The 21,292-nt window shown below is 67.0% G+C and carries 17 protein-coding genes; 9 read left to right on the forward strand and 8 right to left on the reverse strand.

Going from position 1 to position 21,292, the window contains the following annotated elements; translation table 11 throughout:
• Positions 1 to 23: 23 nt before the first annotated feature.
• The 3 genes from Q368_RS0117505 to Q368_RS25905 all read left to right on the forward strand — a co-directional run bounded on the left by Q368_RS0117505 (position 24) and on the right by Q368_RS25905 (position 5,258).
• Entirely contained in the window at positions 24 to 3,353 is a 3,330-nt protein-coding gene (locus Q368_RS0117505) for a PAS domain S-box protein (RefSeq protein ID WP_084158875.1), read from the forward strand.
• A 2-nt stretch (positions 3,354 to 3,355) separates the two neighbouring features.
• Entirely contained in the window at positions 3,356 to 4,648 is a 1,293-nt protein-coding gene (locus tag Q368_RS0117510) for a diguanylate cyclase (RefSeq protein WP_029460340.1), read from the forward strand.
• Between the two features lie 520 nt (positions 4,649 to 5,168).
• A complete protein-coding gene (locus tag Q368_RS25905) occupies positions 5,169 to 5,258 on the forward strand; it encodes an LPXTG cell wall anchor domain-containing protein (protein WP_156955783.1) in 90 nt (29 codons plus the stop codon).
• Between the two features lie 70 nt (positions 5,259 to 5,328).
• Here the strand turns inward: Q368_RS25905 and Q368_RS0117520 are convergent, their stop codons facing one another.
• The 4 genes from Q368_RS0117520 to Q368_RS0117535 form a co-directional block, all read right to left on the reverse strand.
• Complete coding sequence (locus Q368_RS0117520; RefSeq protein ID WP_029460341.1) at positions 5,329 to 5,952, reverse strand: hypothetical protein; 624 nt, start codon at positions 5,950 to 5,952, stop codon at positions 5,329 to 5,331.
• A 144-nt stretch (positions 5,953 to 6,096) separates the two neighbouring features.
• Positions 6,097 to 6,747, reverse strand: a complete 651-nt coding sequence (locus tag Q368_RS0117525) for a Crp/Fnr family transcriptional regulator (protein WP_029460342.1) — start codon at positions 6,745 to 6,747, stop codon at positions 6,097 to 6,099.
• A gap of 125 nt (positions 6,748 to 6,872) precedes the next feature.
• A complete protein-coding gene (locus tag Q368_RS0117530) occupies positions 6,873 to 8,768 on the reverse strand; it encodes a BACON domain-containing protein (protein ID WP_029460343.1) in 1,896 nt (631 codons plus the stop codon).
• A gap of 726 nt (positions 8,769 to 9,494) precedes the next feature.
• On the reverse strand, positions 9,495 to 10,268 hold the full coding sequence (locus Q368_RS0117535) for a hypothetical protein (RefSeq protein ID WP_029460344.1): 774 nt from the start codon (positions 10,266 to 10,268) through the stop codon (positions 9,495 to 9,497).
• Between the two features lie 163 nt (positions 10,269 to 10,431).
• Between Q368_RS0117535 and Q368_RS0117540 the strand changes: the two genes are divergently transcribed.
• Positions 10,432 to 11,805: a sigma-54 interaction domain-containing protein gene (locus Q368_RS0117540; protein ID WP_052360263.1), complete on the forward strand. Its 1,374-nt coding sequence runs from the start codon at positions 10,432 to 10,434 to the stop codon at positions 11,803 to 11,805.
• A gap of 274 nt (positions 11,806 to 12,079) precedes the next feature.
• Here Q368_RS0117540 and Q368_RS0117545 read toward each other — a convergent pair whose 3' ends face one another.
• Genes Q368_RS0117545 through rpe form a run of 4 tightly spaced genes read right to left on the reverse strand, consistent with a single transcriptional unit; the run spans position 12,080 to position 16,088 of the window.
• Positions 12,080 to 13,039, reverse strand: a complete 960-nt coding sequence (locus Q368_RS0117545) for a GDP-L-fucose synthase family protein (protein WP_052360264.1) — start codon at positions 13,037 to 13,039, stop codon at positions 12,080 to 12,082.
• Between the two features lie 52 nt (positions 13,040 to 13,091).
• Positions 13,092 to 13,433, reverse strand: a complete 342-nt coding sequence (locus Q368_RS0117550; RefSeq protein WP_052360265.1) for an Hpt domain-containing protein — start codon at positions 13,431 to 13,433, stop codon at positions 13,092 to 13,094.
• The gene (locus Q368_RS0117555) at positions 13,430 to 15,448 is read right to left on the reverse strand and encodes a hybrid sensor histidine kinase/response regulator (protein ID WP_029460348.1); all 2,019 of its coding nucleotides are present in this window, start codon (positions 15,446 to 15,448) and stop codon (positions 13,430 to 13,432) included. The genes Q368_RS0117550 and Q368_RS0117555 overlap by 4 nt, the downstream gene beginning before the upstream one ends.
• The gene (gene rpe, locus Q368_RS0117560) at positions 15,411 to 16,088 is read right to left on the reverse strand and encodes a ribulose-phosphate 3-epimerase (protein WP_029460349.1); all 678 of its coding nucleotides are present in this window, start codon (positions 16,086 to 16,088) and stop codon (positions 15,411 to 15,413) included. Before rpe ends, Q368_RS0117555 begins: the two co-directional genes overlap by 38 nt.
• Positions 16,089 to 16,412: 324 nt before the next feature.
• Here rpe and Q368_RS0117565 point away from each other — a divergent pair, with 324 nt between their 5' ends.
• The 5 genes from Q368_RS0117565 (at position 16,413) to Q368_RS24105 (ending at position 21,212) form a co-directional block, all read left to right on the forward strand.
• Positions 16,413 to 17,216 carry a PstS family phosphate ABC transporter substrate-binding protein gene (locus Q368_RS0117565; RefSeq protein ID WP_029460350.1) on the forward strand — a complete coding sequence of 268 codons (804 nt, stop codon included), beginning with the start codon at positions 16,413 to 16,415 and terminating at the stop codon, positions 17,214 to 17,216.
• 73 nt (positions 17,217 to 17,289) lie between these two features.
• The gene (gene pstC, locus Q368_RS0117570) at positions 17,290 to 18,183 is read left to right on the forward strand and encodes a phosphate ABC transporter permease subunit PstC (RefSeq protein ID WP_029460351.1); all 894 of its coding nucleotides are present in this window, start codon (positions 17,290 to 17,292) and stop codon (positions 18,181 to 18,183) included.
• A gap of 59 nt (positions 18,184 to 18,242) precedes the next feature.
• Positions 18,243 to 19,121, forward strand: coding sequence for a phosphate ABC transporter permease PstA (pstA, locus tag Q368_RS0117575; RefSeq protein WP_029460352.1), 879 nt, complete (start codon positions 18,243 to 18,245; stop codon positions 19,119 to 19,121).
• 340 nt (positions 19,122 to 19,461) lie between these two features.
• A complete protein-coding gene (locus Q368_RS0117580) occupies positions 19,462 to 20,667 on the forward strand; it encodes a PhoH family protein (protein ID WP_029460353.1) in 1,206 nt (401 codons plus the stop codon).
• A 92-nt stretch (positions 20,668 to 20,759) separates the two neighbouring features.
• Positions 20,760 to 21,212: a MarR family winged helix-turn-helix transcriptional regulator gene (locus Q368_RS24105; protein ID WP_162179661.1), complete on the forward strand. Its 453-nt coding sequence runs from the start codon at positions 20,760 to 20,762 to the stop codon at positions 21,210 to 21,212.
• Positions 21,213 to 21,292: the final 80 nt, after the last annotated feature.

Genomic DNA, 21,292 nt, shown 5'->3' on the forward strand with positions numbered 1-21,292 from the left:
GGACGCCATTTTGCCGCAGCCCCATGAGCGCCCCGAAAGACGCGGCACACGCCGACACCGCACGCCCTGCCCTCCTGCCGATCGTCGCCATCGGCGTGGCGCTTTCGCTGCCTGCCGCCCTGGCCGCCGCCGGCCTGCTCGACTTCCCCACCTTTCATGCCCTGACGCAGACCGCCTGCATGGCGGCCGGCATGGCGACATTCCTGGTGCTCTGGAACGCCCGGGATTTCCTGGCGCAGAACTTCTTCCTGGTCCTTGGCCCGGCCTTTCTGGCAGCGGCCGTCTTCGTCTGGCTCCACACCCTGCGCGCGGCCGAACTGGTCCACCTCCCCCTGTCCTGGGAACTGCTGCACGCCCTGCCGCTCGCCGGCGACCTCGGCCTTGCGGCCACGCTTTGCGCCGGAGTCTGGCTTGCGCCGCGACCACGCCGCAATCCCGTCGCGGTCCTTGCCGTCGTGACCGGCGGCAACCTGGTCTTGTGGCTGCTTTTCGCCCTGGATACGGCCCCGCATTTGACCGCTGCCGACCCGACGCTCGCCGCTTTGCCCCATGTCGCGGCCCTGGCGCTATTCGTGGCCGCCGCCCCGCCCCTTTTCCTGAAACGCGCGGGGCTCGGCAAGGAAACGTCGCTGCCGCTGCTTGCCGCGTTGGCCTGTCTGGTCGCGGCAGAAACGCGCTTCGTCTCGGGACCGGAAGGCGCATGGCCCGATCTGGCCGGGCACACGGCCAAGCTCCTGGGCTACGCCCTCTTCTGCCGCGCGGCCGTGATCGCCGGCGTCGTAGAGCCCCAACGACTGCTGCGCCGGGAAGTCGATCGTCGCGAAGGGGAGCTGACCGCGCGCATGGTGCGCCTGGGGGCCCAGACGCGGGCCACCTACGAACTGACGCGCCTCAAGGCCCTGGAAGGCGGCGACTTCGACAGCTTCGCCAGGACGCTCCTGGGACGGGCCCAGGCCGTGCTCCACCTGGAACAGGCGGGCGTGTGGCTGCTCTCCCCTGAGGGAAACCGCCTGACCCTGGCCATCGGCGCCGGGGACGCCGGCGCGGACGCCGCCACCACCCTGGATGTGTACTGCGCGGACGACTACCGCGAAGCCCTGGCCCACGAACGGGTCCTCGCCGTGGGCGACACCGCGTCCTGGCCGCTTGCCGGGCCTGTTTTCGCGGCCACCCTCGCCGCGCGCGGCGTGGCCTCGTGCATCGACGTGCCCCTGCGTTTTTCCGGCCGCCTCGCCGGCGTCCTCAAACTCGAACACGCCGGCGCGCCCCGCGCCTTCGCCGACGACGAACTGGCGTTCGCCGGCACCCTGGCCGACCTGCTCGTGCTCGGCCGGGAATCGGCCGAACGCCGCCTGGCGGCCCGCAACCTGGCCGAAAGCGAACAGCGCCTGCGCGCCTTCGTGGACGCCATGCCCGATCCGGCCTGTTTGAAGGATGCCGACGGCCGCTGGCTCGTGGCCAACCGGGCCATGCTCGAGACGTTGCGCCTGCCGGCGACGGGCTGGGAGGGACGGACCAGCCGGGAACTCGACGCGCTCTGCGCCGGGGACAAGGCCGCCCTGGAGGCCATGGCGGCGACCGACAGCCGGACCTGGGCAGCCCGGGAAGCCGCCGTCTTCGGCCTGACGCTGACCGGAGCCGACGGGGACGACCGGCATTTCGACATCATCAAGGCCCCTTTGTTCCACGCCGACGGCCGCCCCCGGGGCATGGCCATCCTGGCCCGCGACGTCACCGCCTACCGCGACGCGCTCTCCCGGCTGCGCGAGTCCAACGCGGAACTCGAAGCCATCTACAACGAAACCTCGGACGGGCTCGTCATCGCCGACATCGGCAACCAGAACGTGGTGCGGGTCAACGCCGCCGCCTGCCGCATGTTCGGCGACGGAGCCCGTGCGCTGACCGCGCTTTCCCCCTGGGACCTGCATCCTCCCGAGGAGCGGGAGCGCTTCGTGCGCCTTTTCGGGGAAATCGCGGCCGGCAGGCTGCGCCTGCTGGAAGGCATCCCCTGCCGCCGGGCCGACGGCACGACCTTTTTCGCCGACATTTCCGCCCAGCCCATCGCCTACGGCGGCCGCGCGGCCATCCTGGGTTTTTACCGTGACATCACCGAACGCCGCGCCGTGGATGCGACCTTGCGCGCCTCGGAGGAACGCTTCCGCCGCGTTTTCAACAGCACCTACGACGCCATCTTCCTCCACGACGCACAGGGCACGATCCTCGACCTAAACGACAAGGCACTGGAGCTTTACGGCATACGCCGCGAGGAAATGAACGACATCGCCATCGCGCGCGACCTCTCCGCCCCGGAAACATCCCCCGACCTGTTGCACGAATACTGGAGCGCGGTGCTGGCCGGCCAGGAGCGCTTCTTCGAATGGAAGGCCAAGCACCCCCACGACGGCAGCGTCTTCCACGTCGAGGTCTACCTGCGCCGCATCCTGCTCGGCGAGCGGCCGGTCATCCTGGCCAACGTGCGCGACGTCACCGAGCGAAAGCGCGTCCAGGCCGCCCTGGCCGCCCGCCAGGAGGAAATTTCGGCGCTCAACCGCGACCTGGCCCTGCGGGTGCGCGAGGCGACCGAAAAGAACCGGCAAAAGGACATCCTGCTTTTAAACCGCACGCGCATGGCCGCCATGGGCGAAATGATCGGCAACATCGCCCACCAGTGGCGGCAGCCCTTAAACGCCCTGTCCATCGTCCTGGCCAACATGCGCTTCGAATTCGAGGCCGCCTGCGGCGAGGAAGGGGAGGCGCTTGCCGCCGCCCACCGCCAGGCCGGGGAAATCCTGCGCAAGATGTCCGCCACCATAGACGACTTCCGCGACTTCTTCCGGTCCGACAAGGAACGCAAAGCCTTCCACGTGGTCGCGGCCATAAACGACGCGCTGCTGCTGATCGAGGCGAACCTGGCCCAGCACGGCATCGCACTGCGCGTGACGGCGCGCAGGAACCCGCGCGTCATGGGTTTTCCGGGCGAATTTTCCCAGGTCGCGCTCAACCTCGTCGGCAACGCGCGCGATGCCATCCTGGCTTCGGGCGTGCGCGACGGCGTCATCGCCATCCGGGTCATGGAACGCCACGGCCAGGCCGTCGTCCACGTGCGCGACAACGGCGGCGGCATCCCCGAGACCGCCCTGCCGCGGGTGTTCGACCCCTACTTCACCACCAAAAGCGACAACGGCGGTACCGGGCTTGGCCTGTACATGTCCAAGATCATCATCGAGGACCACATGCGCGGCGGCCTGACCGTGGCCAATGCCCCCGGCGGGGCGCGCTTCGTCGTGCGCATGCCCCTGGCGAACGCCGCCGCCCCCCTTCCCGCCAACCGCGCGATCCCGCCCCGGAGGTAGGCATGCCCAGGAACTCCGCTTCCCTGCAAAAGTACCGTCCCCTTTCCCGGCTGCACATCCTGGTCGTCGAGGACGACTTCCTGGCCCGGGAGCAGATGGGCCTCATGCTGTCGCGCTTCGCCGGACGGCTGACCACGGCCGTGGACGGGGCCGAGGGACTCGAACGCTTCAAGTACGAACGGCCCGACATCGTGGTCACGGACATCAGCATGCCGCGCATGGACGGCCTGGACCTGGCCGAGGCGGTCAAGGCCATGGACAAGGCCACGCCCGTGGTGCTGGTCACGGCCCACAGCGACACGGCGTTTTTCCTGCGCTCCATCGCCATCGGCGTCGACGGCTATGTGGTCAAGCCCGTGGAGGCCGAGTCCCTGCTCGGGCTGCTCGCCCGGCTCGGCAAGGGACTGCTGGAGACCAGGGCCGCGGCCAGCCGGGCGCAGCTTTTCCAGTTCACCCTGGACATCAACCCCAATTTCATCCTCACCTGCGACGCCGGGGAAGTGGACTACGTCAACCGGACGTTCCTGGAATTCCTGGGCGCGCCGAGCCTGGCCGCCCTCAAGGCCGGGGAGCACGCCGGCCGCACGCTCGAAATCGACGGCCGCCGCCACGAAGCCGGCGATCTGGCCTGGACCGAACACGTCGGAGGACGTCCCGGAGCGACCCACCAGGCCGTGTTTTCCCGTCTGCCCGGCGAAAAGGGCCAGCCGCGCACCTTCCTCGTGTCCGCCGCGGAATTCCCGGAACTGGAACGGCGCGTCCTGACCTTCACCGACATAACGCCCCTGGCCGAGGAACGGCGCGCGCTGCTCATGCGCGCCGCCACGGACGCCCTGACCGGCATCGCCAACCGCGCCGGGCTCGACGAGTTCCTCGACAACGCCCAACACCGGGCCAACGCGGAGCAGACCCCCCTCTCGGTCATCATGTTCGACATCGACCACTTCAAGGTCATCAACGACACCTACGGCCATCAGGCCGGCGACGCGGTTCTGGTGGAACTGTCGCGCCTCGTCGGCAGCCATGTCCGCGTCGGGGATCTGCTCGGCCGTTACGGCGGCGAGGAATTCCTCATCGTGGCCCCGGGAGCCGAACACGACGTGGCCCTGCAACTGGCCGAACGGCTGCGCGCCGTGGTGGAAAAGCACCTGTTTCCGGTCGCGGGCGGCCTGACGTGCAGCTTCGGCCTGGCCGTGGCCAGGGTCGGGGAATCCGCACCATCCCTGGTCGGGCGGGCCGACGAGGCCCTGTACCGGGCCAAGGAGGCGGGTCGCAACCGCGTGGCCGCCGATTGAGCGCCGCCCAGGGCGCCGGGTGGCCGGTCCTGTCCCGGCAGCGGCAATACTTGACAAAAGCAAATCATTACACAGTAATAACAAGACGCCCTATACCTTTCGGCCGCCACAATGTGATTTATTTCCCAATTAGGGCTTGCCAGCCGCCCGTCCCGAGCGTAGCCGTGGACTTGCGACCGTCATGCCGGACAGCCGGTCCCCGCCCTGGCGGAGCGGAGGACGACCCGGCAGGACCGCCTCCCTTTTTCGGCAAGGCAGGAAAGGGGACGCAGACGGGCGGCCGCGACGGGTTGTGAGGACGTCGGCCGGCCCTGGAAGCAAGGAGAACGCGACAACCAACGCCCCTCGTGCACGCTACTGACCGGACAACCGCCCCTTGGGCGAAGGACTGATCGACGGGACCCGGACTCGCGGGAGCCATGCCCGGGCCGCGGACGCCACACGAGATCACCGGACGCAAACCCGGTGGACGACGGCAGCCGCCCGCCGGCGACTTGGGGTCACCCCCGGGGAGTCGGACATGAGTCTGATGGATGTAGGCGCCATAGCCGGCGCGCTGGTTTTTCTGGCTTTGCTCGGATTCGTCTTCTACAAGCGCTGCATGAAATAACGCAGGAAGGGCGTCCGCTCCATTCGGAGCGGACGCCCGCGTTTTTTTCGGGCGACCGGCGGGGTTTGCTTCAGGAATAGACCGTGCCGTCGTAGCGGTCGTTGAGGCCGAGGGCCAGCCGCCGGGTCGTGATGCGCCGGCTGACGTCGGCGGCGAGTGCCGCGACGACCGCAGCCCCAGACCCCGCGCCCGCGGCATCCGGCGGCACGGCGCGCGCTTCGTCGCCGTCCTGCGCCACGGAGAGCACCGGCCCGAGGTCCATGTGGCCGCAGAAATCGGCAAGCCCGGTGCCGGCCAGTTCCACGCCGCCGGCATCAAGCAGCCCGGCCGCTTCCACGGCCGCGCCCGCGCGCCCCGCGACCAGCACCAGGACGTCCTGCCCGATCAGTTCCCGGGCCAGCGCAGCCACCAGCGCGTCATGCCCGGCCGCATCGCCGTCGCAGCCGACGATGGCGACCATGCCGCGCACCATGCCGATGCGCAGCGCCTTGAGCAGGGGTTCGGGCGATCCGCCGCAGGCGTCCACGAGGCTCTCCCGGAAACGGTCCTCGTCCACGCGCGCAAGGGGCGCAAGCCCCTGCCGGCCGCACGGGCACGCGACGACGAACATGTATTCCCGCAGCAGATCCCGGGCGGCCTGCCCGCCGTCGGCCCCGCGGGGGCTCGCCGCAACGGCATTCGATTCCTTGTGCATACGCTCCTCCACAACCGCCCCGGCAACGCCGGACGCGCCCGAAGCGGTCTGTACGGGGCGAGCTTTACTTTTTTGTCAAATCCGTGTCTGTCAGATGGCCGACAAAACCGGGCAGAGCGGATGGCCCCCGGGAAAACGCGCCGCTTACACGTCAAGCAGGGCTTCCAGGGCGTCCGGGTCCGGGACGCAGATCACGCCGCGCCCCTTGAGGCGGATGAGGCCCTCGCGCTCCAGGGCGTTGAGCAGGGAGGACACGGTCTGACGCGAGGAGCCGACGATGGTCGCGAGCTGTTCGACGCTCAGGCCATGGTCGAAGCAGGCCGCGCCTGTCGCATCGGGCTCCACGCGCCTGACCTCGAGCAGCAGCAGTTGCGCCAGACGCCGGCGCGCGTCGTGGAAGGCCAGGCCGTCGATGACCGTGAAGGCGTGGGAGAGCAGGTCGCCGAGCACCTTGACCATGGAGATGGTCAGGGCCGGCATGTCGGCCAGGAACCGGCGCACGGCCGCGATGTCGGCCTCGAGCAACTCCAGGTCGTCCAGGGCTTCGACATGGGCGCGGGTGTGGGTGGTGTAGACGTCGCCCACGTCCAGGATCGCCATGGTGAATTCCTTGTCCTTGGAGACGAGGTACACCCTGGCCCGGCCGCGCACGACGATGAACAGCCGGTTTTCCGCTTCCCGGGGCGCGAAAACCTGCCGCCCGCGGGGATAGCGGCGCGTGACGAAGACCCGCCGCACGGCGGCGAATTCGGGCCGGTCGAGTTCCGTCAGCAGGTCGGCGTCGGTCAGGCGCATGGCATTCCCGGAGAAAGGCGTTCCCGCACGCCCGGAGCCGTATGCCCCGGACGCGCGGGAACGAGCCTAGCCCATGTCGCGGCCCGGGGGAAGCCGCCCGGGCGCGGCAACGCCGCGCGGCAGTCTTATTGCAACAGCAGCAAGGATCCGGGGAAAGCCGGAGGGCCGTAGCGCCCCGTAACCTGCGCGACCTCCCCGGACACGACGGTCACGGTCTGTTGCGCCGGAGTCCGCCAGCCGGCGACCGGCGAGAAGGCCACCGTGTGCGCGCCGACGCTCAGGCCGGAGACCGTCGCGCCCGTGGCATAGGCCGTGGCCCCGCCGTCCAGCCGCCATGTCGCCGTGGACGCCAGCGACGCGGGTTCGATGACGACATGCAGCGACCCGGTTGCGGTCACCGCGACATAATGCCCCGAGATGAGCGCCGTCTGCCCGGATGGGACGACCACGGTCGTATTCGCCGGCGTGGTCCAGCCGGAAATGGGATTGAAGGTGACCGTATATGTATTCGCCGTCACGCACAGCGTGTCCCCGGGATCGATGTAACCGTAGCAATTGCCGCCGGGGGAGAGGCAAAATCCCGGTCGGGCCGCCGCCGCCGCGTCGGGCGTGATGTTCATCTGCAAGCGTCCGGTTCCGGCCGGGCACGGGCTGCCGGCCTCCTGGCTGACCCCGAGCGTCTGGCCGGCGATGGTGATCTGGCCGCTGCGCGAGGCATTGGTCGTGTTCTGGTCCGCGCTGACGGTGACGGTCCCGCTGCCCGTACCGCCGGAAGCGGACAGGTGCACCCAGGAAAGTCCGCCGGCCGAAGCCGTCCAGGCACAGGACGACGCGGAGGCGGTGACCGTCACCGTCTGGGAGCCGCCCGCGCCGGTAAAGGTGTCGAGGGAGGAAACCACGTACGAGCAGGCGGGCGCGGCGACCACCCAGCCCATATCCTTGAGCATGCCCTTGGTCACCGGACCGGGGTCGTGCCTGGAAACCCCCTTGGCGATGGCGTAGACCATCAGGGCGTTGGCCGTCCCGACATAGGTGGCGTAGTCGAGATGCGAATAGCTCGAGCCCTGCATCCAGGTGGGCGGCGCGTAGATCTTGGCCGCACTGCCGCCGTTGGCCGCCGTGGCGTTGCTGCCGTCGAAATACAGCCCCCCGGACGTGAACGCGCTGCCGAGCGTCGTCGAAGGATTGGGATAGACGCTGGTATTGGTCAGCTTGCGCGCCGACGCGTCGGAGACGTACACGTCGTACGCGTTCGGATAACCGCTCGAACCGAGCGTTCCCGTCCCGTTCGAATACGAGGCCATTCCCGCGAAATTGAGTCCATGGCCGATTTCGTGCAGGACGACGCTCAGCAGATCTATCTTGTCGCTCGGCGTATTGCCGTCCGTTCCATAATACCACGTGTAATTCGCATTATACGTGATGTTCATGTCGGCATACCCGGCATACAGCCTGGTGCCGCTTAAGGCATTGGCCAACGCAAACGAGTACCAGGTATTGCTGCGGGGCGCGCCGGTAAAATCGCGGGTCGATTGCGAACCCGAATAGCCGAGCGTCAGGGTGGACCCCAGGTCCGCCCAGCAGGCGTTGATGACGATAGGCACCGCGGAATTGAGCAGGCCGCTCCAGATCGCCCCCGCCGCGTTGAACACGGCCTTGGCTTCCTCCGGAAAGGTCTGGCACGTCTGGCCGTAGGCGTCCTGCCCTCCGGCCGCGATGTAATTGATCGAAAACGAGGCGGCGGCGCCTCTGGGAAAGGCGTGCGTCGTCTCCGGGGCCGGGACGTGCAGGGCGCGCGTTCCCGGGTTCGGGTCCTCGAGGACGATCACGGGCTGGCCGCCGCCTATGCCGTCGCCGTCCGCGCTCCGCAGCGACGGGGGCACTTCGGGAATGAACACATCGGCCGTGACGCCGTTGACGACCACGGTTTCAATGCGCCCCGCCGCGAAAACCGCCAACGGAAAAAGGAGGGTCAGGGCAAGAAACAAAGCACAACGGCGGAAATGCGTCAAACGGGACATCGCTTCCTCCATGAAGGGATTCGTCTCTCTCCGTCACGCGCACCGCCGGACACGACACGGGACGCGCCGCGCAAACGCCTCACAAAAAGGCGGGCCGGGCCATCGGCCCTGGCCCCGCATCTGCCGCAGGCATGAGCGACAACAACAATTTCCGCCCCGCAACATTTGCCTGGTGTGAAGGGACGGCATACAGGCCACAGGATGATGTACCACAGCAGCCCGTCGACAAAAATCGCTCTCCAGTCGCGCAATTCATGCCATGCAGCGGACATTCTCCAGAAAGTACGGGCTTACCTCCCTCTTTTGCTACATACGCCACCAGCAAATCGACTTTTTGTATTACCATCCAATATACCGAAGCATTTTCTTCCCATGACACACATGAAACACCACGCCTCGTAGGCTTCTTTGCATGATTATAACAAAACGAATATACATGCAAACGAAATTGCACTTCCATATCCAGAGAATCGCTTTTTGTTTCGCCCAAAACCATGGGCGAACACACAGCAACATCAAAAGATCACGGAATGATACGCCGGAAGACCGGAAGATAGCGGCTTCATGCCGGAAAGCTGCATTTCGAAGAAAGGGAAAACGACAGGCAGGCGCGACGTTTCACGCCCCGGCACACCCCACGTCGCGTACACGCCTCGCGGGGAGCCCGGACCGTGCGTGCATCAGGAGGCGCTGTCCCGCGCGACGGCAGGCGCAAGCCTGCGCCCCTCAGTTGCCGCCCTCGCCGAGGTGCGTGAGAAAGGCGGTGAAATTACCCGTGAACTCGTAGTTGCCCACGTGAGTGAACACGCTGTGGATGTCGGCGTAGATCTCGCCGCCGATGTCCGTCCAGCGCTTGCAGAAGGCATAATCCTCGGGAAGGTAGTCCCGGGTCGCGGGATCGATGGCCGTCTCGAAAAAGGCCACGTTGTCCACCTGGTCGTCGTTGGTGTAGGCGTAATCGTAGCCGAGTTCGGGATAGGCCTCGGCCAGGCGCGTGAACACCTCGCGCCGTATCATCATGAAGCCCGTGGCCCCGTAGACCACCGGCAAAAGCCCCGTGACCGGCTCGGGCCGGCCCCCGGGCTTGAGCTTGACCGCGTAATGCAGCGAGGCCGCCTGCGCCACGCGTGGCAGCACGTCGCCCCGGATCGTGCGCAACTTGTCCACATCCAGGTTCTTGACCGGGTAGATGCCGCAGACCACGTCCTTGTCCGCTTCCAGGTACTTCCAGGGCAACTCCGGCGCAAAGCCGATGTCCGCGTCGATGAAAAGCAGGTGCGTGTATTCCTTCTGGCGCAAGAACTCGTTGGCGACCAGGTTGCGCCCGCGCGTGATGAGGCTTTCATGCGACGGCGTGAGCATGCCCGTGCGGATGCCCTGGCGTTCCAGAAACCCGATCATCGGAACAAGCGAACGCAGGTACTGGACCGACACGTTGCCGTTGTAGCAGGGCGTGCCGATCATGAGCATCCGCCCCTTGGGGTCGCACTTCTCGCACATGAAAACCTCCCGGAATGGCGCGGGAAAACGCCGTTTCCCCGCTTCAGGTCCGGTTATCCGGGCAGGCCCCCGGGAAGTCAAGGACCCGCGCGCCCTTGGACACCTCCGCCCATCTGCGCTATCGTGCTCAAAGCGCCGCCGCGCGCGAAAAGGCGATTCCCCTATGGCCCTGCCCCGCGACATCCCCTGCGAAGAAATCATGGAGTCCCTTGCCGACGGCGTCTTCACCGTGGACACGGACTTCACGATCACCTTTTTCAACCGCGCCGCCGGCGACATCGCCGGCCTCGCCCCGGCCGAAGCCCTCGGCCGCAAATGCTGGGAAGTGTTCCACTCGAGTCTGTGCGACCGCGACTGCGCGCTCGGGGCCTGCATCCGCGACGACGCCACGCTTTCCGAAAAAGCCATCTTCATCGTGCGCCCCGACGGCCGCAAGGTGCCCGTCAGCATCAGCGCCGCGCCCCTTCGCGACGCCTCGGGCCGCATCGTCGGCGGCGTCGAAACCTTCCGCGACATCTCCGACCTCGACCGCCTGCGCAAGGAACTCCAAGGCGTGCGCACCCTCGAGGACATCGTCACCCGGAACAGGGAAATGGCCCGCCACCTGGACCTCCTGCCGCCCATCGCCCAAAGCGGGGCCACCGTGCTGCTCCTTGGCGAATCCGGCACCGGCAAGGAACTCTTCGCCCGCGCCCTGCACAACTTAAGCTCCCGCGCCGCAGGGCCGTTCGTCGCCGTCAACTGCGGGGCCATCCCCGGCGAACTCCTGGAATCGGAACTCTTCGGCCACGCGCGCGGCGCGTTCACCGACGCCAAGAGCGAACGCAAAGGCCGTTTCGCCCTGGCCACCGGCGGCACCCTGTTCCTCGACGAAATCGGCGAACTGCCGCTCCCCCTGCAAGTCAAACTCCTGCGCGTGCTCCAGGAACGCGTCTACGAACCCCTCGGCTCGGACAAGACCATCGCCGCCGACGTGCGCATCCTCGCCGCCACCAACCGCGACCTGGAAGCCATGGCCGCCTCGGGCGCGTTCCGCCGCGACCTCTTCTACCGCCTGAGCGTCGCGCGCATCGCCCTGCCCCCCCTGCGGGAACGCCCCGAAGATATCCCCCTGCTCGTCGCCACCTTCATCGAACGCTTGAACCTCCTGCGCGAAAAATCCATCGTCGGCGTGCGCGACGACGCCCTGCGCATCCTCCTGCGCCACGACTACCCCGGCAACGTCCGCGAACTGCAAAACATCCTGGAATACGCCTTCATCCTCTGCCCCAGCGGCCGCATCGGGCCCGAACACCTGCCCGACTACCTGCGCCCCTCCCCCACGACCGCCACACTCCCGGACACGACCCCGCACACCATGCGTGCCGTCAAATACGCCGCCGCCAAAGCCGCCCTCGACCGCCACCACGGTAAAACCATGGCCGCCTGCCGCGAACTCGACGTCACCAAGGATACCTTGCGGCGGATACTGGAAAAAGGGCCAGGTGAAACGGGGGGAAAAGGAGATGAAGAGGCCTCCGGCGGCCGGGGGGGATGATCCCCCCCGGACCCCCTCGACGGGGGAGCGGGGAGCGGATGGCGAGGCGGTCGGTTGGCGGTACGTCGGGGTCTGTGGTCGCGGGAATGGGGCGGCCCCGCAGGCCGCAAAGCCGGCCAGCACGACGGCCCCATCTTCCTCCCGCCCCGCCAACCGGCCTTCCGGTGCCCGCAGCCCTTCCCGCGCCACGACGCCGAACGGGGGGACCGGGGGGAGTGACTCCCCCGGCGGGGTCTGGGGCGCTGCCCCAGCGGGGCCGGGGCAGCGCCCCGGATTACGCCATGCGTACCGAGGCGATGTTGTCGCAGAACCAGCGGTAGGTTTGTTCGAGTCCTTCGGCAAGGGTATGGCGGGGTTTCCAGCCCAGGCTGGAGAGGCGTTTGATGTCCACGATTTTGCGCGGCGTGCCGTCGGGTTTGGAGGCATCGAAGACGATGCGACCGGCGAATCCCGTGACTTTGGCCATGAGTGCGGCGAGTTCGCGGATACTGACTTCCTCGCCGGAGCCGATATTGACGATTTCCCCGCCGTCGTAGCGTTCGAAGCAGACCAGGGCGGCGGCGGCCATGTCGTCGACGTGGAGGAATTCGCGCAGGGCGTTGCCGGTGCCCCAGACGGAGACGCTGTCGCGGTTTTCCAGTCGCGCTTCGTGGAAGCGGCGCATGAGTCCGGGGATGACGTGGGAATTGACGGGGGTGAAGTTGTCGCCGGGCCCGTAGAGGTTGGTGGGCATCAGGCTGATGGCGGAGAAGCCGTATTGGCGGTGGTAGGCCTGGCACATTTTGATGCCGGCGATCTTGGCGATGGCGTACCACTGGTTGGTTTCTTCCAGGGGGCCGGTGAGCAGCGACTCCTCGGGGATGGGCTGCGGGGCCATGCGGGGGTAGATGCAGGAGGAACCGAGGAAGACGAGTTTTTCCGCGCCGACGTTTCTGGCGGCGTCGATGACGTTGGTCTGGATGAGCAGGTTGTCGCGGATGAAATCGGCCGGATACGCGTCGTTGGCGCGAATGCCGCCGACCTTGGCCGCGGCGAGGAACACGGCGGCGGGTTTCTCGGCCGCGAAGAAATTCCGGACGGCGTCCTGGCTGGTCAGGTCAAGTTCGGCGTGGGTGCGGGTGAGCACATGCACGCCTTTGGCGGTGAGCGCGCGCGTGAGCGCCGCGCCGACAAGGCCGCGGTGCCCGGCGACGTAGATGGATTTTCCGGCAGTGACGTAATCGACGATTTTCATGAAGGCCTCGTAAAGCGAAGGGGTGGCGACGCCGGGGTGCGGGGCGCGCCGATCATTTCGCGCCTCGCGCGAGCAGCGGAGCCAGGGCCGTGGCGAGTGACTCCCGTCCGGTCTGGAGGGACTGGTAGCCTCCTTCACGGGCCTTGTCGAGGATCGCCTGGGCCGTGGCGGCAAGTTCGGGCAGGCCGAGGTTGAGCAGGTTGCCCTTGAGCCCGTGGGCGGCTTCGACGCAGGCCGTGCCGTCGCCGGCCGTGATGGCCGCGTCCAGACGTTCGAGGGTCCGGGCGAGGACGACGGCGGCGACGTCCAGGGCACCCTCGGTTTCCTCCGCCGAGAGCATCTGCCGATTTCCCAGGAAGTCGCGCGCCTGGCGCAGGACGTCGGCGGGCGTCATGGGGCAGGGGGGAGGGCGTCCCCGCCCAGGGCGACCAGGACCTTTTCCAGGTCGCTGATACGGTAGGGCTTGGCGAAAAAGGCCGTCATGCCGGCCTCCCGGCATTTGGCGGCGTCATCGGGCGACGCCTGCGCGGTCAATGCCACGATGGGAGTGGCGATGCCGGCCTGCCGGGCGCGACGGGAGACTTCGAGCCCGTCGAGGCCGGGCATGCGCAGGTCCATGAACACGACGTCGTAGGGCGTGTCCCCTTCCTTGGCGGCCAGCAGCATCTCCAGGGCCTTGAGCCCGTCGTCGGCATAGGCCTGCCGCCCCACGCCGAGTTTCTCGAGGATTTTCTGCAGCAGGAAGCGGTTGAAGGGGTTGTCTTCGGCCACGAGCACCCGCAGCCCGCCCAGGTCCACGGCCGGCGGCAGGGGCGTGCCCAGGCGCGGGGACGCGGGTTTGCCGGAGGGCTCGTCCAGGTACAGGGTGAAGCCGAACGTGCTGCCCTTTCCCGGGGCGCTGACGACCTCGAGCCCCGTGCCACCGAGCAGTCGCACGAGACGGTCGGAAATGGAAAGTCCGAGGCCCGTGCCGCCGTGTTCGCGGGCGACATCCTCGCCGGCCTGGACAAAGGGCTCGAAGATGCGCTGGCGCATGTCCTCGGGAATGCCCGGACCGGTGTCCGCGACCTGGAACCGGATGGCCGTCGCGGCCATGCCGGCGGTCTGGGCGCGCGCCCGCATGGCGGTGAGGGTCACCCGACCGTGTTCGGTGAACTTCAGGGCGTTGGAGAGCAGGTTGAGCAGGATCTGCTTGAGCCGCACGGGATCGCACACGAGGACCCGGGGCAGGGAGGGATCGCGTTCGAGGGCCAGGACGAGCCCCCGCTCCTCGGCCATGGGGACCATGACCCGGCGCGCGTCTTCGAGGAGGCGGTCGATGTCCACGGGAGCGGGACGGATCTCCAGGCGGCCGACCTCGATGCGGGAAAAATCCAGGATGTCGTTTAAAATGACGAGCAGGCCTTCGCCGGCGGCGCGCATGGTTTCCAGGCTTTCGCGCCGGCTTGGGTCCATGTCGCTTTTGAGCAGCAGGTTGGCCAGCCCCAGGATGGCGTTGAGCGGGGTCCGTATCTCGTGGCTCATGTTGGCCAGGAAAGCCGACTTCATGCGGCTGGCTTCCTCGGCCTCCTGTCTGGCCCGGATGAGATCCGAGACGTCGGTGAAGGACTCGATGCCGCCGGAAACGTCGCCCTGGTCGCCGCGCAGGGGGGCGGCGTTCTTGCGGATGGTGAGGCGGCGGCCGTCCCGGGTCATGATGCGCGAGAGACTCTGGCGCACGGCCGCGGCGTCCGGGGCTGCGGGACAGGGCGACGGCGGCGATTCGCGCAGGAGCGCCGTGCGTTTGCGGCCCAGGGCCTGGTCCCGGTCATAGCCGGTGATGGCCGTGAATTCGTCGTTGACGGTCAGCACTTCGTCGTCGCGGTTGACGATGCAGATGGCCGCCCCGGCGATGGTGATGACCTGTTCGAGAAAGCTCCTTTCGCGCTCCACGGACAGGCGGGCCTCGACCATGGGCGTGACGTCGATGAAGGAGACGATCAGACCCGTGAACGTCGTGCCGTCGAAGACCGGCTGGAGCTTGACCGTGACGTCGCGGTCGCCGAACCGGCGGTCAAAGGAGACCGGGGCATGGGCCGCGCCGCGACGAAAGAGGTCCAGGAAGGCGCTGGCCTGGTAGTCCTCGGTTTCCAGGTCGAGGACTTCGATGCCCCGGCCGAGAACGGTTTCCCGGGAACCCGCGACGAGCGTCAGGCAGCGGTCGTTGGCCTCCACCACCGTACCCTGGGGCGAAACGAAGGCGATGCCCTGGTCCAGGGCGGCGAGGATGGAGGAAAGGCGCGAAAGACGACCTGCGGACTCGGACGCGCCAAGGGCGTACACGGGTTCGCGGCAAAGGCGGCCCCCGGGCCGCCGGCTGGCGGATGTCGCCTTACGTGGCCCGCGTCGCGGCCGCCGCGTGAAAGACATCCAGACGCTCCTTGTAGGGCGGATGGCCGAAAAACGCCGAACCGGAAACCAGCACGTCAGCCCCTGCGGCGACCAGGGCGGCGGTATTGTCCGGGGAGACCCCGCCGTCCACCTGGATGCGGAAGGACAGGTCGCGTTCCCGGCGCATGGCGGCAAGGGCTTTGATCTTGTCCATGGTGAACGGAATGAACGACTGGCCGCCGAACCCCGGGTTGACGGTCATGACGAGCACCATGTCAAGTTGCGGCAGCAGGTACTCGACCATGGACAGGGGCGTGGCCGGGTTGAGGGCCACGGCGGGGGCGGCGCCCAGGCGGGCGATCTCCGCGACCGCGCGCTCCAGGTGGACCGTGGCCTCGGCATGGACGCAGATGAGGTCGGAGCCGGCGTCGCGGAATGCGGACAGGTAGCGCTCGGGCCGTTCGATCATGAGATGGGTGTCGAAGTAGAGGCGGCTCTTGCGGCGCATGGAGGCGATGACCGGCGGCCCGAAGGTGATGTTGGGCACGAACTGGCCGTCCATGACGTCGAGGTGGACCCAGGTGAGCCCGGCTTCCTCCAGCGCGGCCAACTCGTCGGCCAGGCGGCTGAAGTCCGCGGACAGGAGGGAAGGCGAAAGGATGAAGGTCGGCGCGGTCATGACGGCTCCCGCGACGCGGAAGGATATTGCTCCCTCTGCGCCGTTTCTTCCTGCATAGTCTTCCGCGCAGGCCGGGTCAAGGCGTCGGGGCGGGAAGGACGCCACCGCGCCGGAGAGGGCCGCCTGTCCCGTCGTCACGAAAGCCTTGTAACACAATGCCATCCCAACCATATGAATTCATGCCTGAATTTTTTCATGCCGGGCACGTCACGCGTTCTTTGCCCCTCTGTCACCAACCCGTAACAAGCCAAACCTAGCTTCCACCTGCGACCTGGGGCACTTCGCGCCAATTGTGGCGCGACAAACTCTTTGAGGAGGAGTTCCATGAAAAAACTTATTGGTATCGTGGCCGCTTTCCTGATGCTGGCCTCCACCGCCTTCGCCGAGACCACCATCAAGGTGGACGGCTCCACCACCGTGCTGCCGATCATGCAGAAAGTCGTCGAAGCCTACATGAAGGCCCATCCCGACGTGAAGATTTCCGTTTCCGGCGGCGGCTCGGGCAACGGCATCAAGGCCCTCATCGACGGCGCCACGGACATCGCCATGGCTTCGCGCGCCATGGAGCAGAAGGAAATCGACCTGGCCAAGAGCAAGGGCGAGAATCCGGTCCAGACCGTGGTGGCCATCGACGCCATCGTCCCGGTCGTCAACCCGGCCAACAAGCTCTCCGAGATCACCCTGGCCCAGCTTAAGGATCTCTACACCGGCAAGATCACCAGCTGGAAGGACCTCGGCGGCGAGGGTCCGGTGGTCGTGATCTCCCGCGACACCTCCTCGGGCACCTACGAGACCTGGGAAGGCCTGGTCATGAAAAAGGAGCGCGTGTTCCCCGGCGCCCTGATGCAGGCTTCCAACGGCGCGGTCGTCCAGGCCGTCAGCAAGAACAAGAACGCCATCGGCTACATCGGCCTGGGCTATCTCGACGCCTCCACCAAGGGGCTTAAGGTCGACGGCGTCGCCGCTTCGGCCGAGACCGCCAAGTCCAAGAAGTACGCCGTCTCCCGCGACCTCTACATCTACACCAACGGCGCTCCCGCCGGCGCGGTCAAGGGTCTCGTCGACTTTCTGCTCGGCCCCGACGGCCAGAAGCTGGTCAAGGAAGTCGGCTTCGTGCCGCTCAACTAGTCCGCCCGCGCAGCGACCACTCACGCGCCCCGGCACGCTCGCGTCGCCGGGGCGCTCCCCTCGGGAGAACCACATGGCCCTTTCGCGAAAAGCCAAGGACAACCTGATCAGGAACATCTTCTTCCTGACGGCCCTTTCCTCCATCGTGGCCCTTGCCCTGATCATGATCTATCTCTTCGTCGAGGGGCTGCCGATCTTCAAGGTCGTCTCGGTGACGGACTTCCTGTTCGGCAATCTGTGGTATCCCACGTCCGATCCACCGGATTTCGGCATATTTCCCCTGATCGTGGCCTCGCTTGCGGTCACGGCCCTGTCCTCGGCCATCGCCATCCCGCTCGGCGTCATGACCGCCATCTACCTCTCCGAGATCGCCAGCCGGAAAACCCGCGACCTCTTCAAGCCCGTCGTCGAGCTGCTCGCCGCGCTGCCCTCGGTCGTCATCGGCTTTTTCGGCATGGTCGTGGTCGCGCCCTACATCCAGGAGACGTTCGACCTGGCCACGGGGCTCAACCTCTTCAACGCCGCCATCATGCTGGCCTTCATGTCCGTGCCGACCATCTGTTCGGTCTCCGAGGACGCCATCTACTCCGTGCCCCGCGAGCTCAAGGAAGCCTCCCTGGCTCTCGGCGCCACCCATTTCGAGACCATCGCCAAGGTGGTGCTGCCCGCCTCGCTTTCGGGCATCTCCACGGCCGTCATGCTCGGCATGTCCCGGGCCATCGGCGAGACCATGGTCGTGCTCATGGTCGCCGGCGGCGCGGCCATCATCCCCACCTCCATTTTTTCGCCCGTGCGGCCCATGCCGTCGAGCATCGCCGCCGAGATGGCAGAGGCCGCCTTCCGCGGGAACCACTACCGCGCGCTTTTCGCCATCGGCATCGTGCTGTTCCTGTTCACCCTGGCCTTCAACCTCGTGGCCAGCCACGTGGCCGAAAAGCACAAGCAGGTCGGCGCGGCCACCCTGTAGCCCAGGCCCAACCGCCCCGACAGACGCCCGGATTCCGCACGCCGCCAAGGAGCCCCGACATGAACGCCACGACCATCACCCAGGCCGGCCTGCGCCGCCGCCACCGCACCCAGAAGATCATGTGGGGCGTGTTCGGCCTGTCCTCGCTCGTTAACATGGCCGCCCTGGTCCTCATCTGCGGCTTTCTGCTCATCAAGGGCCTGCCGGCCATTTCCTGGAGCTTCCTCACCGAGATGCCCCGGGACTCCATGACCGCCGGCGGCATCCTGCCCTGCATCCTGGGCACGATCTACTTGAGCCTCGGCACCATGTGCGTGGCCTTTCCCCTCGGCGTGGCCTCGGCCGTGTACCTCAACGAATACGCCCGCCCGGGCCGGACGCTGCGCCTGATCCGGCTTGGCATCAACAACCTCGCCGGTGTGCCCTCGGTGGTTTTCGGCCTGTTCGGCCTAGCCTTTTTCGTCACCTTCTTCGGTCTGGGCGTGAGCCTCCTTTCCGGCATCCTGACGCTGTCCATCCTCGTCCTGCCGGTCATCATCGGCACGGCCGAAGAGGCGCTCAAATCCGTGCCCCAGACCTACCGCGAGGCCTCGCTCGGGCTCGGCGCGACCAAATGGCAGACCATCCGCCTGGTGGTGCTGCCCGCGGCGCTGCCGGGCATGCTCACAGGCGCGATCCTCGGGCTGTCGCGCGTGGCCGGCGAAACCGCGGCCATCATGTTCACCGCGGCCGTGTTCTTCACCCCCTACCTGCCGACCAACATCACGGACTCGGTCATGGCCCTGCCCTACCATATTTACGTCCTGGCCACGGCCGGCACCGAAATCGACAAGACCCGGCCCCTCCAGTACGGCACCGCCCTGGTGCTCATCGTTTTGGTGCTTGGCATGAACCTCAGCGCCATATTATACCGGGCCAAGCTGCAGAAGAAACGCTAGTCGCCGCGACCGGCGCACGTGCGACGGCAAGGCGCGCGAGGAAACCGCCACGGACACGCGTTTGACCAAGCGATGTTCGCAGGTCCTTCCGGAAACGATTCGGCCGGCACGGACCATCCCCACAAGCCGAAAACGGCGGCGTGACGCAACGGGCGTCGCGCCGCCTTTTTCTTTGCAGGCTTCGCCGCCGCGGGACGCGGCGCATCCCGGCCGGGGCAAGGAGGCTCGCCCCGGCCGGAAGCCCGGTCCCACGCGACTGGCGAAGACAAACGGCCGCCGACGGCCGCCGCGATTTGCGGCAGCCGTCCGGCGCGGACGCGGGATTGACAGGGAGGCAGGCATGACCCAGGCCCCGGATGCGGGACGCAAGAACTACGTGCTCGACACCAACGTCCTGATCGAAAACCCCCAAAGCGTGCTGCGGCTGCGCAACGGCGTGGAAAACGCCATCCACATCCCCTACCACGTGCTCATGGAGCTCGAGGGGCTCAAGAAAACTCCGAAACTGCGCCACATCGTGGCCAACGTCATCCAGGTCCTCAGCGACAACAAGGAATACATCCACTTCATCCAAAACGACAAAAGCCATTCGGCCTTCACCGATATCGTCGACAACCACATCCTCGACGAAATCCAGGCCTCGACCATCGAAGACCCGGTGCTCGTGACCAACGACCGCATCCTCAAGCTCCAGGCCGAGCTGCGCGGCATCAAAAGCGAGGAACTGCGCGACTCCAAGCCCTTCGAGTCCGAATCCCAGCGCTACACCGGGTTCGCCGAGGAAGGCGAGGAGCCCGCGCCCAACTGCTTCACCTGGCGCGACGGCAAGCCGGTGCTGCACGCCCCGGACGGGGAAAAGCTCATAAACTACACGTGCGACGTCTGGAACGTGCGCCCCCGCACCGTCTACCAGAACCTCGCCCTTGAACTGATCATGGCGCAGCACATCGACCTCGTGTCCATCCAGAGCGAGGCCGGCTACGGCAAGACCTTCCTGGCGCTGGCCGCGGCGCTCTACGCCGTGCAGGAGAAAAAGCAGTACGAGAAGATCTTCGTGCTCAAGCCCACCATAGAGATCGGGGCCAAGCTCGGCTACCTGCCCGGCGACGTGTCCGAGAAGATGGAACCCTACATGAAGTACGTCTTCGACCTGCTCGTCAAGCTGCACCGCTGCCGGGCGGCCAACAAGGTCTTCCTCAACCCCAACGACGAGATGCTGCGCATCAACCCGAAGAAGTTCGAGATCCTGCCCCTGGCCTACGTGCGCGGCATGAACATCGAAAACGCCTTCGTCATCATCGACGAGGCGCAAAACCTCTCGCGCACCGAAGTGCGCGCCGTGCTCACGCGCATGGGCGAAGGCGTCAAATGCGTGGTGCTCGGCGACACCTCCCAGGTGGACAACCCCTACCTCAACGAGGCCAACAACGGCCTCAACTGGATCGTGCGCAAGTTCAAGGGGTTTACCAACTACGCCCACATCGTGCTCAAGGGCGAGCGCTCGCGCGGGCCCATCACCGACATGGTGCTGCGCTCCAAGCTCTGATCCCACGCCGCCCCGGGGAGGCGGCCGTCCTCCCCGGGGCGGCGTGCGGGATGGTGCTTGACGGGCCACAGTTTAGCACCTATACACTTCACATGTCCGCGACCCCGGAAGCCTTGCGCACCCTGTGGGACAGGCTGGCCAACAAGCTGGTCTTCCTCGAAAAGCGGTACGTGCACGCCTATGGAGACCTGCGCCTGCACCCTTCGGAACTGCACGTGCTGCTGGCCGTACGCGCCGCTCCCGACGCCAACGCCACACAGTTGGCCGCGGCACTCGGCGTCACCAAGGGCGCGGTTTCCCAGGTCCAGAAGCGCCTGGAAAACAAGGGCGTCATCGTGCGGCGCGCGGACGCCTCGCGCAAAAACGCGGTCACGTCCGCGTTCACGCCCCTGGGCCGGGCCGCCCTGGAGGATTTCCTCGCCTCCCGCGCCGCCGCCGGGCAGGCGTTCGCCGCCTACCTCGAAAACCTTCCGCCGGAAGCCAGGGAGCTTCTTGCCGGCTTTCTGGCGCACCTCTCCGCGCTTGTCCCCGGGCCCGGGCGTTGAGCGCAGCGCGCCCGGCGGCCTGGACCCTTTTTTTGGGCCATATGTGTATAGCAACTCAACACGAACCCCTTCCGGCCGGA

The organism is Solidesulfovibrio alcoholivorans DSM 5433 (assembly GCF_000702665.1).
Lineage (GTDB): Bacteria > Desulfobacterota > Desulfovibrionia > Desulfovibrionales > Desulfovibrionaceae > Solidesulfovibrio > Solidesulfovibrio alcoholivorans.

What these genes read in the sequence shown, in the direction of transcription:
- Q368_RS0117580 (WP_029460353.1), top strand. Translation starts at nt 19,462, where the DNA reads ATGACCCAGGCCCCGGATGCGGGACGCAAGAACTACGTGCTCGACACC.
- Q368_RS0117505 (WP_084158875.1), top strand. Translation starts at nt 24, where the DNA reads ATGAGCGCCCCGAAAGACGCGGCACACGCCGACACCGCACGCCCTGCC.
- Q368_RS0117525 (WP_029460342.1), bottom strand. Translation starts at nt 6,747, where the DNA reads ATGCGCCTGACCGACGCCGACCTGCTGACGGAACTCGACCGGCCCGAA.
- pstA (WP_029460352.1), top strand. Translation starts at nt 18,243, where the DNA reads ATGAACGCCACGACCATCACCCAGGCCGGCCTGCGCCGCCGCCACCGC.
- Q368_RS25905 (WP_156955783.1), top strand. Translation starts at nt 5,169, where the DNA reads ATGAGTCTGATGGATGTAGGCGCCATAGCCGGCGCGCTGGTTTTTCTG.
- Q368_RS0117530 (WP_029460343.1), bottom strand. Translation starts at nt 8,768, where the DNA reads ATGTCCCGTTTGACGCATTTCCGCCGTTGTGCTTTGTTTCTTGCCCTG.
- Q368_RS0117510 (WP_029460340.1), top strand. Translation starts at nt 3,356, where the DNA reads ATGCCCAGGAACTCCGCTTCCCTGCAAAAGTACCGTCCCCTTTCCCGG.
- Q368_RS0117540 (WP_052360263.1), top strand. Translation starts at nt 10,432, where the DNA reads ATGGCCCTGCCCCGCGACATCCCCTGCGAAGAAATCATGGAGTCCCTT.
- Q368_RS24105 (WP_162179661.1), top strand. Translation starts at nt 20,760, where the DNA reads ATGTCCGCGACCCCGGAAGCCTTGCGCACCCTGTGGGACAGGCTGGCC.
- rpe (WP_029460349.1), bottom strand. Translation starts at nt 16,088, where the DNA reads ATGACCGCGCCGACCTTCATCCTTTCGCCTTCCCTCCTGTCCGCGGAC.
- Q368_RS0117550 (WP_052360265.1), bottom strand. Translation starts at nt 13,433, where the DNA reads ATGACGCCCGCCGACGTCCTGCGCCAGGCGCGCGACTTCCTGGGAAAT.
- Q368_RS0117520 (WP_029460341.1), bottom strand. Translation starts at nt 5,952, where the DNA reads ATGCACAAGGAATCGAATGCCGTTGCGGCGAGCCCCCGCGGGGCCGAC.
- pstC (WP_029460351.1), top strand. Translation starts at nt 17,290, where the DNA reads ATGGCCCTTTCGCGAAAAGCCAAGGACAACCTGATCAGGAACATCTTC.
- Q368_RS0117545 (WP_052360264.1), bottom strand. Translation starts at nt 13,039, where the DNA reads ATGAAAATCGTCGATTACGTCACTGCCGGAAAATCCATCTACGTCGCC.
- Q368_RS0117555 (WP_029460348.1), bottom strand. Translation starts at nt 15,448, where the DNA reads ATGTCTTTCACGCGGCGGCCGCGACGCGGGCCACGTAAGGCGACATCC.
- Q368_RS0117535 (WP_029460344.1), bottom strand. Translation starts at nt 10,268, where the DNA reads ATGTGCGAGAAGTGCGACCCCAAGGGGCGGATGCTCATGATCGGCACG.
- Q368_RS0117565 (WP_029460350.1), top strand. Translation starts at nt 16,413, where the DNA reads ATGAAAAAACTTATTGGTATCGTGGCCGCTTTCCTGATGCTGGCCTCC.